The organism is Neisseria arctica, assembly GCF_022870905.1.
In the GTDB taxonomy this organism is placed as follows: Bacteria; Pseudomonadota; Gammaproteobacteria; order Burkholderiales; family Neisseriaceae; genus Neisseria; species Neisseria arctica.
Genome location: NZ_CP091510.1, coordinates 1,788,029 through 1,804,607 on the forward strand (window position 1 = coordinate 1,788,029; position 16,579 = coordinate 1,804,607).

General features: G+C 48.4%; 15 protein-coding genes. 4 read left to right on the forward strand and 11 right to left on the reverse strand.

Features of this window, described 5'->3' with window-relative positions; translation table 11 throughout:
• Window positions 1-23 precede the first annotated feature (23 nt).
• From hpnC to LVJ86_RS08260, 5 genes are all read right to left on the reverse strand, one after another.
• Window positions 24-839, reverse strand: coding sequence for a squalene synthase HpnC (gene hpnC, locus LVJ86_RS08240; protein WP_047760412.1), 816 nt, complete (start codon window positions 837-839; stop codon window positions 24-26).
• A gap of 248 nt (window positions 840-1,087) precedes the next feature.
• Complete coding sequence (locus LVJ86_RS08245; protein WP_047760413.1) at window positions 1,088-2,128, reverse strand: NAD(P)H-dependent flavin oxidoreductase; 1,041 nt, start codon at window positions 2,126-2,128, stop codon at window positions 1,088-1,090.
• A gap of 399 nt (window positions 2,129-2,527) precedes the next feature.
• Complete coding sequence (locus LVJ86_RS08250; RefSeq protein ID WP_047760414.1) at window positions 2,528-2,740, reverse strand: hypothetical protein; 213 nt, start codon at window positions 2,738-2,740, stop codon at window positions 2,528-2,530.
• 429 nt (window positions 2,741-3,169) lie between these two features.
• Window positions 3,170-3,946 carry a ferredoxin--NADP reductase gene (locus LVJ86_RS08255; RefSeq protein ID WP_047760415.1) on the reverse strand — a complete coding sequence of 259 codons (777 nt, stop codon included), beginning with the start codon at window positions 3,944-3,946 and terminating at the stop codon, window positions 3,170-3,172.
• 129 nt (window positions 3,947-4,075) lie between these two features.
• The gene (locus LVJ86_RS08260) at window positions 4,076-4,501 is read right to left on the reverse strand and encodes a J domain-containing protein (RefSeq protein ID WP_053008298.1); all 426 of its coding nucleotides are present in this window, start codon (window positions 4,499-4,501) and stop codon (window positions 4,076-4,078) included.
• Between the two features lie 185 nt (window positions 4,502-4,686).
• On the opposite strand from LVJ86_RS08260, the gene rep reads away from it, so the two are divergent.
• Window positions 4,687-6,699, forward strand: a complete 2,013-nt coding sequence (gene rep / locus LVJ86_RS08265; RefSeq protein ID WP_047760416.1) for a DNA helicase Rep — start codon at window positions 4,687-4,689, stop codon at window positions 6,697-6,699.
• Window positions 6,700-6,892: 193 nt separating this feature from the next.
• Here rep and tkt read toward each other — a convergent pair whose 3' ends face one another.
• Complete coding sequence (tkt, locus tag LVJ86_RS08270; RefSeq protein ID WP_047760417.1) at window positions 6,893-8,875, reverse strand: transketolase; 1,983 nt, start codon at window positions 8,873-8,875, stop codon at window positions 6,893-6,895.
• A gap of 305 nt (window positions 8,876-9,180) precedes the next feature.
• On the opposite strand from tkt, the gene LVJ86_RS08275 reads away from it, so the two are divergent.
• The 3 genes from LVJ86_RS08275 to glcE all read left to right on the forward strand — a co-directional run bounded on the left by LVJ86_RS08275 (window position 9,181) and on the right by glcE (window position 12,694).
• Window positions 9,181-10,665 carry an FAD-linked oxidase C-terminal domain-containing protein gene (locus LVJ86_RS08275; protein ID WP_047760452.1) on the forward strand — a complete coding sequence of 495 codons (1,485 nt, stop codon included), beginning with the start codon at window positions 9,181-9,183 and terminating at the stop codon, window positions 10,663-10,665.
• A gap of 80 nt (window positions 10,666-10,745) precedes the next feature.
• The gene (locus LVJ86_RS08280) at window positions 10,746-11,591 is read left to right on the forward strand and encodes a DUF817 domain-containing protein (protein ID WP_047760418.1); all 846 of its coding nucleotides are present in this window, start codon (window positions 10,746-10,748) and stop codon (window positions 11,589-11,591) included.
• A gap of 23 nt (window positions 11,592-11,614) precedes the next feature.
• Entirely contained in the window at window positions 11,615-12,694 is a 1,080-nt protein-coding gene (gene glcE / locus LVJ86_RS08285) for a glycolate oxidase subunit GlcE (RefSeq protein ID WP_047760419.1), read from the forward strand.
• A gap of 144 nt (window positions 12,695-12,838) precedes the next feature.
• Here the strand turns inward: glcE and LVJ86_RS08290 are convergent, their stop codons facing one another.
• The 5 genes from LVJ86_RS08290 to LVJ86_RS08310 form a co-directional block, all read right to left on the reverse strand.
• Complete coding sequence (locus LVJ86_RS08290; protein ID WP_075968073.1) at window positions 12,839-12,979, reverse strand: FeoB-associated Cys-rich membrane protein; 141 nt, start codon at window positions 12,977-12,979, stop codon at window positions 12,839-12,841.
• On the reverse strand, window positions 12,976-14,841 hold the full coding sequence (feoB, locus tag LVJ86_RS08295; protein ID WP_047760420.1) for a ferrous iron transporter B: 1,866 nt from the start codon (window positions 14,839-14,841) through the stop codon (window positions 12,976-12,978). The genes LVJ86_RS08290 and feoB overlap by 4 nt, the downstream gene beginning before the upstream one ends.
• A 50-nt stretch (window positions 14,842-14,891) precedes the next feature.
• Window positions 14,892-15,155, reverse strand: coding sequence for a FeoA family protein (locus LVJ86_RS08300; protein WP_047760421.1), 264 nt, complete (start codon window positions 15,153-15,155; stop codon window positions 14,892-14,894).
• Between the two features lie 468 nt (window positions 15,156-15,623).
• A complete protein-coding gene (locus LVJ86_RS08305; protein WP_047760422.1) occupies window positions 15,624-15,995 on the reverse strand; it encodes a DUF4870 family protein in 372 nt (123 codons plus the stop codon).
• A 50-nt stretch (window positions 15,996-16,045) separates the two neighbouring features.
• On the reverse strand, window positions 16,046-16,525 hold the full coding sequence (locus tag LVJ86_RS08310) for a YbaK/EbsC family protein (protein ID WP_047760423.1): 480 nt from the start codon (window positions 16,523-16,525) through the stop codon (window positions 16,046-16,048).
• Between the last annotated feature and the right edge of the window lie 54 nt (window positions 16,526-16,579).

Here is a 16,579-nt window from a genome sequence, read left to right on the forward strand (position 1 = left end):
CGGCCTGTTTTTTAGATATATCATTATTTTTTCAACAGCGCTCTCCGCACAATATCCCACCAGTCTCTAATCGTTAAAACCGGCCTTTTATTGAATACGTCATACTGGTTTTCCTCAATTTTCTGCAGAATCTTCTGCCCGCCGAGAATAATCATGCGCAACTCGAAACCGATACGCCCTTTAAGCGTTTTGCCCAACGGCGAGCCTGCCTTCAGCATATTGTGCGCCTTTTCACACTCATAAGCCATCAAACGTCGGAAAGCCAAATCGGCCCTACCCTCGGCAATTACCGCTTCGTATACCCCGAAGCGACGCAAATCATTTTGAGGAAGATACACCCGCCCTTTTTGCCAATCGACCGCAACATCCTGCCAAAAATTGATCAGCTGCAAAGCCGTGCAGATACCGTCGCTTTGAGCAATACTACGGCTGTCGCGCTCACCATAAAGATGCAGCATCATCCGTCCGACAGGATTGGCACTCTTACGGCAATAATCTACCAATTCGCCAAAATCCTCATAACGCTTTTTCACCACATCCTGCTCAAATGCCGCCAATAAATCATAAAACGGTTGCAACGGCATCGAAAAAGGCACTACCGCTTCACACTGCAAGCGCTGCATCAATACCGTTAACGGCACTTCTCCCCGTGAAATCAAATCCAACTCAGCCCGCAAATCGGCCAAACCTCGCAAGCGCACCTCATCAGACTCGTTACCCTCGTCGGCAATATCATCAGCCGTACGCGCAAACGCATAAATAGCATGAATAGGACGGCGCAAACGGCGTGGTAACACCAGCGATCCGACCGGAAAATTTTCGTAATGATTAACCGACATTCCGACTCTTTCTATCTTTCAAAATGATTTTTCAGACGGCCTACAATAATTTAAAAGGCCGTCTGAAATATTTTACCAGTGCTACTTAAACTTAAACCCGATTGCAAAGCCTATATAGTGTTCGCAATCCGATTCTTTAAACCTCAGCCTACCAATTTACCGCCGATACCGACAATCCGGCGTGTCTATACAAACGAGCGTTCCCCGCACCGGATTCCCCTTCAGGATACTATTTATTTGGACATATATTATTTGAAGCCATTAAGCCTGCTTAAAATTTCCGCCGCACTGCCGCCCACTGCCAAAGGTGCTCCCTGTCCTGCCCAAAATGAAGAAAAGTCACTACTGCCGGCCTTCTCCGCTGCCGCCTTCAACACTCCTGCCGCCGCACCTGCCAAAGGGAAAGGTAATGCGGAAGAATGAATAGGGCCGGCCTCACGCATAAATCGGTTGGCAATACCGCGTGCAAAGCCCCCGCTGAACAAATTGGTCACCACCGTATCCTCAGCTTGCGGACTTTGCAAAGCCGCTCGGTGGGCAGCCGAAGTATCGGCTTCATCCGCCAGTAAAAAAGCCGTCCCCACCTGTACTGCAACTGCGCCCAACTCAACAGCGGCTCTCAAAGCAGCAGCATGGCTGATACCACCGGCAGCAATCACGGGAATACTCACCGATGCGGCAATATTCGGCAATAAAGTAAACAAACCTTGTTGGCGGCTGAGGTCTGTTTCCAAAAATACACCTCTGTGGCCGCCCGCTTCCCACCCTTGGGCAATTACAACATCCGCGCCATTGGCCTCAAGCCAACGGGCTTCATTAACAGTTGTCGCACTTGACCATATTTCCGCTCCGGTTGCTTTAACGGCCTCCAGAAGCTTTTTCCCGGGTAATCCGAAATGAAAGCTCACCACCGGTGGGCGAAAACTTTCCACTACCGCCAGGGCATCTTCGTCAAACGGCCTGCGCCCACCCCCGAAGGGAATATCGGCCTCACTCAAGCCGAACTCATCAAAATACGGCTTTAAAACCGCTAACCATGCTTCCGTTTGCTGTTGGGTAATTTTAGGGGTTTGATGGGCAAAAAAGTTTACATTATAGACATGTCCACCAGCCTGTTTTTTTATTTCGGCTAATGCTTGGGTTAATTGTTCGGGATTCAACATAGCCGCCGGTAAAGAACCAATCCCACCGGCAAGGCATACCGCTATCGCCAAACGCACACCCTGTACGCCTGCCATCGGTGCTTGGATAATAGGCTGCATATCTGTAAATTGTCGAAGTACGGTCATCGTTTTCTCCTATGATCGGATTGGCTCAATCCGACTGTTTCTCCATCTAACTATCACTGCTTATTTCTTATCGCTTATCAAAACATGCCCGTCATGTTGCGTAAGTCATTTTTATCATAACATTGAATTTAAATAACTCGTTTCTTTTCTAATCAAACCGCTCAACAGTCAAAATCTATTTCCCTATCAGCACCTCTCTAATCTGATTTGTAGAAAGCCGTCTGAAATCAAACATTTTTCAAATAAATCCATCTTGAAAAATACTATGGCAAACTTGCTTCCTCCACATACCGCCCCGACCCCCGTATTCCTATCGCACGGCTCTCTCAAATACAAACGCCCCGCTTTCACGGAGCATAAAAAAAGCCGTGTAAAACACGGCTTTCGATATCTTTAAAATTAAATGCCTTGGGCTTTCCACTTGGCAGCTACACAAGGATTAGGAGCAGTAAGAGTACGGCCATCTTTCGCCACATACGGTACCGGATCATACTCGCGGGTACAAACACCTGAACCGTCATAATTAGGAGCTGCAGGAGCCGGTTTGGCACCCATAGCAAACACTGAGCCGGTAGCTGCCATCAAAGCAAGAGTCAACATTACTTTTTTCATAATACTCTCCTTAAAAAATACTTCCTTTGAAATGAAATGAGCATCTGCTCGGGGATTATATTACCCATTTCAATATATTATTTGAAATTAAATTTCAAAATAAATAAATATCTAACAATTAAATATTTATATGATATGTAAATATTAATGACTTTTTTCACCCCGATAATATTAATTGCATTCATAATATATTTAAATATCCCATTGAAATATAGAATAAAATATAAAAAATACCCAATATCTATCAAAGTGAAACTTTTTATTTCATTTAAAATTAAATATTTATCTTGGATATTTGGTTTTCTAGAAAGGTGTCTGATTATGTGCGAAATTTAAGTTTGTAAGCCGAATTAGCCATAAAAAACTGCCGGGTATGCATACACCCCGGCAATTTGAATCTATAACAATAATAAAAACAATCAACTATATTTAAAATCCGTTTTCCATCATAATCTGACCCGGCACTCGGTTACGGTGCATGGAAAAACCCAAATCAAGCAGCGCCTGAAAAGTATCTTTAACCATCTCCGGATTACCGCAAATCATAAAACGGCTCTCGGCTTGTGTAAAAGTAAAGCCCAACACTTTCTCCAATCCACCGTTTTTCAACCATTCCGGCAACCTCTTCCCATGCAGCATTCCGCCCTCTTCCCGGGTAGTAAGCGATACAAAAAACAGCTTGTGGAAATAGTCTTCAATCAACGGATGCGATTTCAATTCAGCAATACGTTCGTTAAAAATCAACTCGTCAGCATAAGATACTGAATGAACCAATACCAAACGTTCGAAACGCTGCCAAATTTCCGGTTGTTCCAAAATCGATAAAAACGGTGCAATGCCCGAACCGGTACATAACATAATCAGCTCGCGGCCATCGGAAAAACGCTCGGGCAATAAAAAACCCGTCGCGTTTTTATCCAACAATACCGTATCGCCAGCCTGCATTTGTGCCAACTTCGCACTCATCGGCCCGCCTTCGATTAAAACAGCGAAATATTCCAATGTATCGGCATATTCAGCGGAAACCACAGAGTATGCACGCCAAATAAAGCCCTCTCCATCTCTAAAGCCCAAACGCGAAAACTGGCCCGCCGAAAAACGGTAGGTATCGGGGCGCGTAATGGCAAAAGTAATCAGCTTGGATGTATGCTGCTTGACCCATAAAACGGTTTCTTCGGTATATTTGGCTTCCGGCGGCGCGGCCATAAAAGCTCCTTACTGCATAAGTTTTTTAGACGGCTTAAATTATACCGAAATCAGATAAGGCCGTCTGAAACATCAACCTTAAATTGATTTTCAGACGGCCTTTTAAAGAAAAAGTACAAGATTATGACGCTATCGCTGCCGTACCGGTATATTATCTTGCGGCACAACAGGTGCTTCTTGACGTTGCAATGCAGCATAATATGCCAATCCAAAAATCAGCATAGTCAAAACGGCCAACCAAGCTGCCAACGTAGCATAAGGCAACGGCTCTTGCACTTTGCGAAAACCGCCCGGCATCGGGCTGGAAATCTTGCCATCTTGCGAAGCAAGGATTTGCTCTTCAATCCAGCGGTCATGTGCACGGCGGCTATCAGGATTGGAAAGCACCTGATAAGAGCGGTTGACCAAACTCATGATACGGTGTGCATCGGGGTGGGAATTTTGATCTGGGTGATATTGTTTGCACAACACACGATATGCGCTACGAATCGCTTCAGGCGAAGCGTCCCGCGCTACTTTCAAATTATCGTAATGGGTGTGCAGGCGTTTGGCCATATGGGAAAATTATTCAAATAAACATCTGATTATACAATTCAAACAAGAATAAATCACCTTCTTCGGTACAACCTGCCCGCTTCGTCAATTTTATAGTATTACCCGAAAAGCCGGTTCTCCCAATGCTATAATCACCTACTTATTTTTCAGACGGCCTATATTTGATTCGGCCATATTTTTATCTAATGAAACTCAATCCACAGCAACAACAAGCCATTCATTATCTTGGCGGCCCGCTTTTCGTTTTAGCGGGTGCAGGCAGCGGTAAAACGCGGGTGATTACCGAAAAAATCGCTTATATGATTACCCGTGCGGGTTACGCACCGCATAGTATCGCCGCGATTACATTTACCAATAAAGCCGCAAAAGAAATGCAAGAGCGCATCGGCGGTATGCTCAGTAAAAAGCAGACGCGCGGTTTAACCGTCTGCACTTTCCATTCATTAGGCATGAAAATGCTGCGTGAAGAAGCCCCCAATATCGGTTACAAAAAAAACTTCTCTATTTTAGATGCGGCGGATACGTCCAAAATTATCAACGAAATGCTCGGCAGCAGCGGACGAGACGCGGTCTTCAAAGCACAGCAGCGGATTTCTTTATGGAAAAATGATTTAAAAACGCCCGAACAAGCGCTTCAGACGGCTTCCAACGAATGGGAAAAACAAATGGCCGCACTGTATGCCAGTTATCAAGCTACACTGGAGAGCTATCAGGCCGTTGATTTCGATGATTTAATCCGTCTGCCTACCGTATTGCTGCAACAAAATAGCGAAATCAGGCTGAAATGGCAGCGGCGCCTGCGTTATTTATTGGTAGACGAGTACCAAGATACCAATACCTGCCAGTACGCCCTAATGAAATTGCTCACGGGAGCAGAAGGCTTGTTTACCGTAGTGGGCGACGACGACCAATCTATTTATGCCTGGCGCGGCGCTAATATGGAAAACCTCCGCAGCCTACAAACCGACTACCCACAGCTCAAAATCATCAAGCTTGAGCAAAATTACCGCTCTACCGCCCGTATTTTGAAAGTGGCCAACCAAGTTATCCAAAACAATCCCAAGCTGTTTCCCAAGACACTGTGGTCCCAATTCGGAATGGGCGAACAAATCAAAGTTGTTGCCTGCCAACACGAACAACACGAAGCAGAATGGGTAGTCAGTCAGATTGCCAAGCAAAAAATCGTGGGCGAAGGCAAAATAAACTATGCCGATTTTGCCATTCTCTACCGCGGTAACCACCAATCGCGTGTTTTTGAAGAGGCCTTGCGTGCCGCCCGTATTCCTTATCAACTTTCAGGTGGCCAAAGTTTTTTTGATAAAGCCGAAATCAAAGACATACTTGCCTATATCCGCCTTATTGCCAATCCGGATGACGACCCCGCCTTCTTGCGTGCGGCTACCACACCCAGACGCGGTATCGGCGACACAACCTTAGGTCGTCTGAACGCCTATGCCCATAGCCACGGCGGCAGTCTCTACCAAGCCGCGTTAAATAAAGACGCCCTAGCCGAACTCAACAACAAAAACCGTGAGGCAGTAGAGCAGTTTATGCAAATGATGGAAAGCTACCGCAGCCGCGCCGAAAACACGGATGCAGGCACACTGATACAAAACCTGCTTGACGAAATCGGCTACGAAGCCCACCTTCTCAATGGCGAAGAAGGCAAAGCCGGCGAAATCAAATGGCGTAATGTGCAAGATCTGAGTACGTGGCTTGCACGCAAGGGTGAAGAAGACGGCAAAAACATCATCGAAATCGCACAAACCATCGCCTTAATGACTCTGCTTGAAGGACGCGACGAAGAAGAAATCGACGCCGTAAAAATGTCGACCCTGCATGCCTCAAAAGGCTTGGAATATCCGTTTGTATTCTTGGTCGGCTGTGAAGAGGGATTATTTCCGCACGGAGACAGCATCGAAGAAGGCAATATCGAAGAAGAACGGCGTCTGATGTATGTCGGCATTACGCGCGCCAAACGCCAACTCACCCTTACCCATTGTATCAAGCGCAAAAAACAAGGTACCTGGCAATTTCCCGAACCCAGCCGCTTTATCGAAGAAATGCCCCAAGAAGACTTAAAAATCCTAGGTCGGAAAGGCGGGGAGCCGATTGTCAGCAAGGCTGAGGGCCGTAGCCATTTAGCGGGGCTCAGCGCGATGCTGGCAGGTAAAAGCAAAAACAATACCAACCTTTGAACCCATAACCATAAATAGATTTCAAACGGAACTATAATGAAACACAGGCCGTCTGAAAATTTTTCAGACGGCCTGTGCTTTATCCGGTTAAATAAATGATTAAAAAGCACCTATTTGACAGGTGCTTTTCAGTTTACAACGTAAGGATAACCAAACTACCGTTTTACCGCGCTGTAAATACCATTATAGATCATTACAAAACCGACTTCACTGCGGCAACTACATTATCCACGGTAAAGCCGAATTCCTTAAACAGCTCTTCAGCAGGTGCAGATTCGCCGAAGCGGTCTAGACCGACTACCTTACCGTTTAAGCCGACATATTTGTACCATCCGTCGCTCACACCGGCCTCAACTGCCACGCGCGGCAAACCTTCGGGCAATACGGCAGCGCGGTAAGCGGCATCCTGTTTGTCAAATACGTTGGTAGACGGCATGGAAACCACATTAACCGCGATACCTTGTTCAGCCAAAGCCGTTTGGGCATTCAAGGCCAACTCGACTTCCGAACCGGTCGCAATAATGACAGCCTGCGCCTCACCTTTAGCAGCACTAATCACATAACCGCCACGCTTGATATCGGACAGCTGCTCTTGGCTTCGGGCGACAAAAGGCAGGTTTTGACGGCTGAAAATCAGGCAGCTCGGATGATCCGCTGCTTTGACTGCTTCCGACCACGCTACCAAAGATTCGGCCGTATCACACGGGCGCCATACCGCCATATTCGGAATCAGGCGTAAGGTGGCGGTTTGCTCTACCGGTTGGTGCGTCGGGCCGTCTTCACCCAAGCCGATGGAGTCATGGGTGAACACAAAAATCGGGTTGATTTTCATCAGAGCGGCCATACGCAGCGCATTGCGGGCATATTCGCTAAACATCAGGAAAGTCGCCCCAAAAGGTTTCACACCGCCGTGCAATGCCAAACCGTTCATAATCGCCGCCATACCAAATTCGCGCACACCGTAATGGATATAATTGCCGCCGGTTTCGCGTGTGATCGCGGTGCTTTGCGACCAATCGGTCAAGTTGGAAGGGGTTAAGTCGGCAGAGCCGCCCACAAATTCGGGCAATACCTTGGCCAAAGCTTCGATACTGTTTTGGCTGGCTTTACGGGTAGCGATTTTTTCATGTTTTTCGCATACCTCGGCCAAAGCTTCGGCAACATGGGCGTCAAAGTTTTCAGGCAGACGGTGCTCCATACGGCGGACAAACTCAGCCGCTTCAGCAGGGAATTTTGCCTGATAATGGGCAAACAATTCGTTCCATTCGGCTTCAAGCTTCGCACCTTTAGCTTTGGCATCCCAGCCTGCATAAACATCTTGCGGCACTTCAAACGGAGCGTAGTTCCAACCCAGGTGTTTACGCGTAGCTTCTAATTCGTCCACACCCAAAGGTGCACCGTGGGTTTTGTGGCTGCCTTCTTTGGTAGCCGCACCTTTGCCGATAAGGGTTTTGCAGCAGATAATGGAAGGCTTTCCGGTTTCGGCACGCGCGGCTTCGATAGCGGCCTGCAAAGCATCGGTATCATGACCGTTGACATTCGGTACGACATGCCAGCCGTAGCTTTCGAAGCGTTGCGGGATATTCTCGGTAAACCAGCCGTCTACCTTACCGTCAATAGAGATATTGTTGTCGTCGTACAAAACAATCAACTTACCCAAACCGAGCGTACCGGCGAGCGAACAGGCCTCGTGCGATACGCCTTCCATTAGGCAGCCGTCGCCTAAGAATACATAGGTGTAATGATCGACAATATTCAGACCGTCTTTATTGAATTCGGCAGCCAGTTTTTTCTCAGCCAAAGCCATACCTACGGCATTGGCAATGCCCTGCCCCAACGGGCCGGTAGTGGTTTCCACGCCGTCGGTATAACCGTATTCGGGATGGCCGGGAGTTTTGCTGTGCAGTTGGCGGAAGTTTTTCAGATCGTCAATCGAAACATTGTAGCCGGTAAGGTGCAGCAGACTGTATAAAATCATTGAGGCGTGGCCGTTTGAAAGAACGAAACGGTCACGATTGTAAAATTTCGGATTAGCCGGATTATGATTTAAAAATTGCGTCCACAGCACTTCGGCCATTTCAGCCATGCCCATCGGCGCACCGGGGTGGCCGGAATTGGCTTTTTGAACTGCGTCTGCGGAAAGAAAACGGATGGCGTTTGCCAGTTGGGAAGCCATTGGAATACCTTTGTCTGATTTTTAGGAAGGGTATGCGATTATCACCCGATTCGCAGGCGGTTTCAAGGCGAAGGGAGCGGCCTACACAAATAGAGGCTATCTTACCTGAGTACCGTAGGCCGTCTGAATATTCAGGCCGCACGGATATTATGTTAGGATTATTATTTTAGCGGATGGTTCGGCAACCTGACTCTGCAGATCTCCGCCGTATCCGATTATCCGCACGTTCGTATGACCTGCAGCCTAAAAATAATAACGATACTTTCCTGCCGTTGCCCAAACGGCACGGTAACAAAGGAATCTTTATGGAACCCAGCCCGCGCACGCCCCTATCACCGCAACAGCGTGAAACCCTGCAAGCCGAATTACACCGCGAATGGCAAGGCATCCGCTTTCTCACCGAATTGGCCGAAATCACCCCTTACGAATGCGACGGCTTAGTAGCTTTCAGCCAACTGCCCTTAGGCGTGGTTTTGCCCGAAACCGAAGCCGAAGTACAAACCGTTTTGAGAACTTGTATGCGTTTGGGCGTACCCGTCGTACCTCGTGGAGCCGGTACGGGCTTAACCGGCAGCGCCATGCCCACGCCCGATGGCATCGTATTGGCTATGGCTAAATTCAACCGGATTTTAGAAATTAACCCTCAGGCGCGAACCGCTACGGTACAACCCGGGGTACGCAATTTGGCGATTTCCGATGCCGCCGCCCCTCACCAACTGTATTACGCACCCGACCCATCCAGCCAACTGGCCTGCACCATAGGCGGCAATGTCGGTGAAAATTCAGGCGGTGTACATTGTTTGAAATACGGCTTAACAGTAAACAACGTGCTGAAAGTGCGCGCCGTCACCATGGACGGCAGCATTATCGAACTGGGAGGCGCAGCTTACGACTCACCCGGTTTGGATTTACTCTCGGTCTTCATCGGCAGCGAAGGTATGTTTGCCGTAGTAACCGAAGTGGTTGTGAAACTGGTTCCCAAGCCGCGTACGGCACAAGTGATTATGGCCAGCTTTGACGATATGGGTAAAGCAGGCGATGCCGTCGCTGCGGTAATTGCCGCCGGTATTATCCCTGCCGGACTCGAGATGATGGACGGCCCGGCTACCCGCGCCATCGACAATTACCTCAACATCGGCTACGACACACGCGCCGAAGCTATTTTGCTTTGCGAATCAGACGGCACACCCGAAGAAGTAGCCGAAGAAATCGGCCGTATGATTGCAGTATTTGAGAAAAGCGGCGCCATCCGCATCCAAGTATCACGCAATGAAATCGAACGACTGGTTTTTTGGTCGGGTAGAAAAAACGCTTTCCCCGCCGCCGCCCAACTCGCTCCCGATTCCTACTGCATGGACGGTACCGTACCGCGCCGCCACATCAGCACACTGCTGCGCCACATCACCACGCTTGAAGAGAAATACGGCTTGAAATGTATTAACGTTTTCCATGCGGGCGACGGCAATATGCATCCGCTGATTCTTTTCGACAACCAGGCGGGAGAATGGCCTCGCGCCGAAGCCTTCGGTGCCGATATTTTGGAAGAATGCGTACGGCTGGGCGGCACAATCACCGGCGAACACGGCGTAGGCGTAGAAAAAATCAACGGCATGTGCGTCCAATTTTCAGAAGCCGAACGCGAAACCTTTTGGGGTGTGAAATTTGCATTCGACCCCGGCGGCCTGCTCAACGCCGACAAAGCCATTCCCACTAAAAACCGCTGTGCCGAATACGGCAGAATGCATATTCCGCGCGGAACCATGAAGTTTCCCGAATTGGAACGCTTTTAACCGCCCGATATGCCAATTTTCAGACGGCCTGCCAACCCGGGTATATAACCCGTATACGGGCCGTCTGAAAAATACGACCCATGCTGAACCGATTAGACGATTGGCTGACCCGACACCCGCTGAATCCTGCTTTACAGGGCTGGCGACGCTTTATAACAGAATTTTGGTTTTTCGGCCTGAAAGAAGCCAGAGCCTGTCTGTTTGCAGGTTTGTTTTTTATCGCCATGTTTGCCATTCCGCGCAATGGCTGGCTGGGCATACCCCGTTATGATTTGTTGCTGGTATTTGCTTTGGCAGTGCAGGCCGCTATGCTCAAATTCGGTTTGGAAAGCCGCGATGAATTGAAAGCCATCACGCTGTTTCATATCATCGGCTTTATGCTTGAAGTGTTTAAAACTTCAGGCGGCATCCAATCATGGACTTACCCCGATTTTGCGTATACCAAATTGTGGGGAGTCCCTCTGTTTACCGGCTTTATGTATGCGGCCGTCGGCAGCTATATTATTCAGGCATGGCGGCTGTTTGATTTGAAAGTCAGAAGCCACCCGCCTTACTGGCTTGCTGCATTGGCGGCTGCCGCAATTTATATAAATTTCTTCAGCCACCACTATATAAGCGATTACCGCTGGTATCTGGCCGCTTTTGTTTTGGGGCTGTATGCGCGTACAACGGTATATTTCACCCCTTACGACCGCGAAAGAAAAATGCCGCTGCTGTTGGCTTTCGTATTAATCGGATTTTTTATCTGGCTGGCAGAAAACATCAGTACATTTGCAGGTATTTGGCAATATCCCAACCAAAGCGGTGTATGGTCGCTCGTACACATCGGCAAATGGAGCTCGTGGGCCATGTTGGTCATCATGACTTTTACCATCGTGGCGAATTTAAAACACATCAAACATACGATTGCGGTATCAAAAGATTAAATTGAAAAGGCCGTCTGAAAACTATGGAACACATACTGACTACCCTACGCGGGCAAATCCTCGAAGCAACGCAAAACCATACGCCGCTGATTATCCGCGGCGGCGGCAGCAAAGACTTTTACGGAGAGAGCCGCCGCCCCGATAATGCCCAAATACTTGATACACGCGCCTACAGCGGCATTACCGCCTATGATCCGGAAGAGCTGGTGGTTTCCGCACGCGCCGGTACTCCGCTGGCGGAAATCGAAGCCGCTTTAGCCGAGCGCAACCAAATCCTGCCGTTCGAACCACCCTATTTCGGCGAAGGCGCAACATTGGGAGGGGCTGTCGCCGCCGGATTGGCCGGCCCCCGCAGAACCCATGCCGGAGCCATCAAAGATTTTGTATTGGGTGTAAAAATGCTCAACGGCAAAGGCGAACATTTGGCCTTCGGCGGAACAGTCGTGAAAAACGTAGCGGGCTATGATGTTGCCAAGATAATGGCGGGCTCGCTCGGCACTTTGGGTTTAATTACCGATCTATCCATCAAAGTATTGCCCAAACCGTTTGCCGAAACCACATTACAATTCGAAATCAGTGAAAACGAAGCTATTGCAAAACTCAATGCCTTAATGGGACAACCCTTACCGCTTTCCGCCTCTTTCTGGGCAGACGGCATCTTAAGCCTACGCTTAAGCGGCACCGAAGCGGGAGTTCAAACTGCCGTCGGCATTATCAGCGGTTTGCAACTTGAAGCCGCAGCCGCCGATGCGCTATGGCACTCGGTACGCGAACAAACCCACCCTGCCTTCTCCCTTAGCGACACCCAACGCTTGTGGCGTGTTTCCGTACCCGACACGACCTCTCCTTTGCCTTTGGAAGGCTTGAGTGCTATGGAATGGGGTAGCGGCTTACGCTGGTATCGTACGGAAGCCAAAGCGCAAACTATACGCACAGCCGCACAGCAAGCGGGCGGTCATGCGACGCTCTTTCGCGGAGAAAAACACGGCGAAACCGTATTCACCCCGCTCCCCGAATCCGTCAAAGCAATCCATCGCCGTTTGAAACAAACTTTCGACCCGTCCGGTATTTTTAATCCCGGGCGTATGTATCCGGATTGGTAAATCTCCGTATCCATAGAGGCAAGTGGAAAATTTTTATAACCGCTATGTTTATCTGTCATACAAAATAATAAGGCCGTCTGAAACGGATTTTCAGACGGCCTTATTATTCAAACAAAACATTAATACAACCACAGCCTACAAAATCTAATGGCAACCGCCGTCTTTACCGCTACAACCGCGGCAACTGCCGCAAGCAGAAGAAGATTTCGGCTTGAAAACAAAACGGCGTACTACAAAGACCACCGCCCCCAACACCAGCAGCCCGACTACCCATTCTTGAATCATAATAAAATCCTCGATGAAACCTGATACACCACAAAAGCAAAAAAGTAGGCCAACATAAACAGATAGCCCGCAATCAGCCAAGTTTGGCGGGCGGATTTGGTTTCACGTTTGATAACCGCCATCGTCGCCATACACATCGGTGCGTAAACATACCATGCCAAGAATGCAAAAGCGGTGGGCAGTCCCCAATTATTATGCACAATCGGGATCAATGCCTGTTGCGCCGCATCTTCAGACGCCGCCCCTACGGCATAAACCGTCCCCAACGCGGCCACCACCACTTCCCGAGCAGCAATACCCGGAATCATGGCAATACACATTTGCCAAGTAAAACCCAGCGGGGCAAATATCGGCTCAATCAGATGCCCCAACATACCGGCAAAACTATAATCAATCGCCGGTGCGCTTGCTCCCTCAGGCGCAGCGGGAAAGCTAATCAATGCCCATAATATCACGCTTAAAGCAAAAATTACCGTACCGGCGCGTTTTAAAAAGGCTTTTACCCTATCCCACAGGCTAATCACGATATGTTTGAAATTCGGCGTTCGGAAAGTAGGCAACTCCATCAACAAAGGAAATTGCTGGACATTTCCTCTACGTCTAGCCATGCGTTTCAACATAAATGCGGTTATCCCTGCCGAAACAATGCCAACCACATACAGTGCAAACAGAGTCAAACCCTGAAGATTAAAAACACCCCAAACGGTTTGCGCCGGAATCACTGCCGCAATAATCAGCGCATATACCGGCAAACGCGCCGAACAAGTCAGCATCGGCGCGATAGCAATCGTAACCAAACGTTCGCGCGGATCTTGAATGGTTCGCGCCGACATCACCGCGGGTACGGCACAGGCGAAACTCGACAGCAGCGGAATAAACGCCCGGCCCGACAGCCCGGTACGGGACAACAGATTATCAAGCAAAAACGCCGCCCTAGGCAGATAGCCAGAATCCTCCAATAGCAGAATGAAGGCAAATAATATGGTGATTTGAGGTAAAAACACCAACACGCTGCCCATACCTGCAATCACCCCGTTTATCAGCAAATCAGTAAGCAACCCGGCCGGCAGAACCGAAGCCACCCATTCGCCCAGCATAGAAAAACCGTCTTCAATCGCCGTCATCAAGGGCTCAGACCAAGAATACACCGCTTGAAAAACCATCAGCAAAATAAATGCCAAAATGATTAATCCCCATACGGGATGCAGTACCAAGCTATCAAGACGGCGGTGCCATCCGGGCAAAGCCATCTCGGTATGCACCACTTGGCGTAAAATACTTTCCACTTCTTCGTATAAGGCGTTACTGTCCAGCTCATCCAACCGCTCTTCAGCTTTCTCCGCATCAAAATCAACGGTTTCCACTCGCGGCAAGGTAGCCAGAGTTTCCCTAACAGCCTCTACGCTGTGATGACGGATGGCAGCGGTTTCCAATACCGGCATGCCAAGCAGGCTGCTGAGTTTGGCCACATCAATCCTCAAGCCGCGCGCATAAGCGACATCGCTGAGATTAAGAGAAATCATCATCGGCAGGCCTAGTGTTTTTAATTCCAGCATCATTCGCAGCGTCATGCGCAAATTGGTTGCATCCGCTACTGCCACTACCGCATCGGGGCGACGCCCAAGCTTACCCAAAAGCACATCGCGCGCTACTGTTTCATCCGGGCTTGTGGTTCTCAAGCTGTATGTACCTGGCAAATCAATAATCCGGATATTACGGTCACGCACGAAGACGCCCTCGCGGCGGTCCACTGTTACACCCGGATAGTTGGCCACTTTGGCATTTGCCCCTGTAAGGGCGTTGAAAAGTACGGTTTTACCGCAATTAGGCGCACCGACCAAAGCATAATAATATGTATTCATAATGATTTTTCAGACGGCATAAAATTCTAGCCGTCTGAATCCGGCAAAGTTTATTTGGTTGGACGGCAAATAATTTTGGCCGCTTCTGCTTCACGTAGAGAAAATTGTGATTGATTGCCCAAACGCACGGCGAAAGGCCCTCGTCCGAATAAGCCTTTTGCCACCAATGTCAACGGCGTACCGTTGGAAAAACCCAGATCGGCAAGACGGCGGCTGACCAGCTCATCAAGGCTGCCGAACACAGGATTGGGTTCGATAGATTCGATATAAACCACTTCGCCTTTATTCAGACGGGATACCGGCAAACGGGACATTGTAAAATTCCACATAAAAAAACAATTGGATTCTGTATTATGTGCTTGGCAAATACAGGGCTGAGATAAGCCCGCAAGAAAATATCAAATAATTAGCCGTCAGCCATATTTTCAGCATGACCGTATTCAACCAATCATATTTCAGGCGGCTAATTTTTATTTATAATTATTATCAATTAAATTTATAGGGAATGCAAGAAAGAAATTAGGCGGGGCAATTGAAACGGCCGATGATATTTTTATCTAAAACATGTAAGCGGAAATTCCATATCTACGCCAGATAATCCATGTACATATTTTTCAGACGGCCTGTCTGAGCGCAACACATTTTGTGAAATTTACTATTCTAGTTTTATAGAACAGTAACGCATACAAAGCAATGATGCCATCTGAAACATTCAGACGGCATCAAATTTTAAATACAAATACGTGGGCAATCATGCTCTCTTAAAAATAGCACACCCTGCCTTAAAACCAACCATCAGCGGATATAGGGCGATGGTCGTAGAGTTTGATAAAACCGGCCACTACACGGTAAACAAACCAAATACTTACCAGTACCAAAATCAGGCCGCCTACCAAAACCCCTAGAGTCAACACACCGATAAACAACCCTGCCACAGTAACCCAAAACGTTTTAATCAGGTAGGCAAACTGATCGTAATAAGGTGTACCCACCGCATCGTTGCGCTTCAGATAAGCCATAATCACCCCGGCCAACAAAGTAAAGCCGATAATCAACGAGGCGGCATACAAGGCATAAACAATGATGGCATAAGTGCGCAGCTGGCTATCGTCTTTCGGCGCTTGCCCCGGATGGCCTATTATTCTGTAATCCATTATTTTCTCCTTTATTAATTATCCATAATATATTACCGCGCCAACAACATTCAGGCGGCCGCCTCCACCGTTTTCGGATTAAGCACACGCAAGGCTTCAGGCCTGATCGCTACTAAAAACCCACGCTTGCCGCCGTTGATATAAATCATATCCAGATCCCAAATCGTTTTTTCCACCATCACCGGCAAAGTAGTTTTCGTGCCAAACGGGCTGGTGCCTCCGAATAAAAACCCCGTCCATTTATTGGCCTGTTTTTCATCGGCCAATTCCAGATGTTTCATTCCCAACTGGCGCGCCAAATTGCGGGTAGAAACTTCTTTATCGCCATGCATCAACACCAGCACGCCTTCTTTACGCTCATTTTGCAACACAATAGTTTTGATCACCGCATGCTCGGGGACACCCAACTGCTGTGCCGAATGCGCCGCTCCCCCGTGCTCCATATAAACAAACATTTTTGGTTCGAAATCAATGGTATGCGCCCGCAAAAAACGTATAGAGGGCGTAACCGGATAATTGTTTTTACTCATAGAGGCCGTCTGAAAAATATGCTGATTCAATCTTTCTTTATGTTACCATAACTG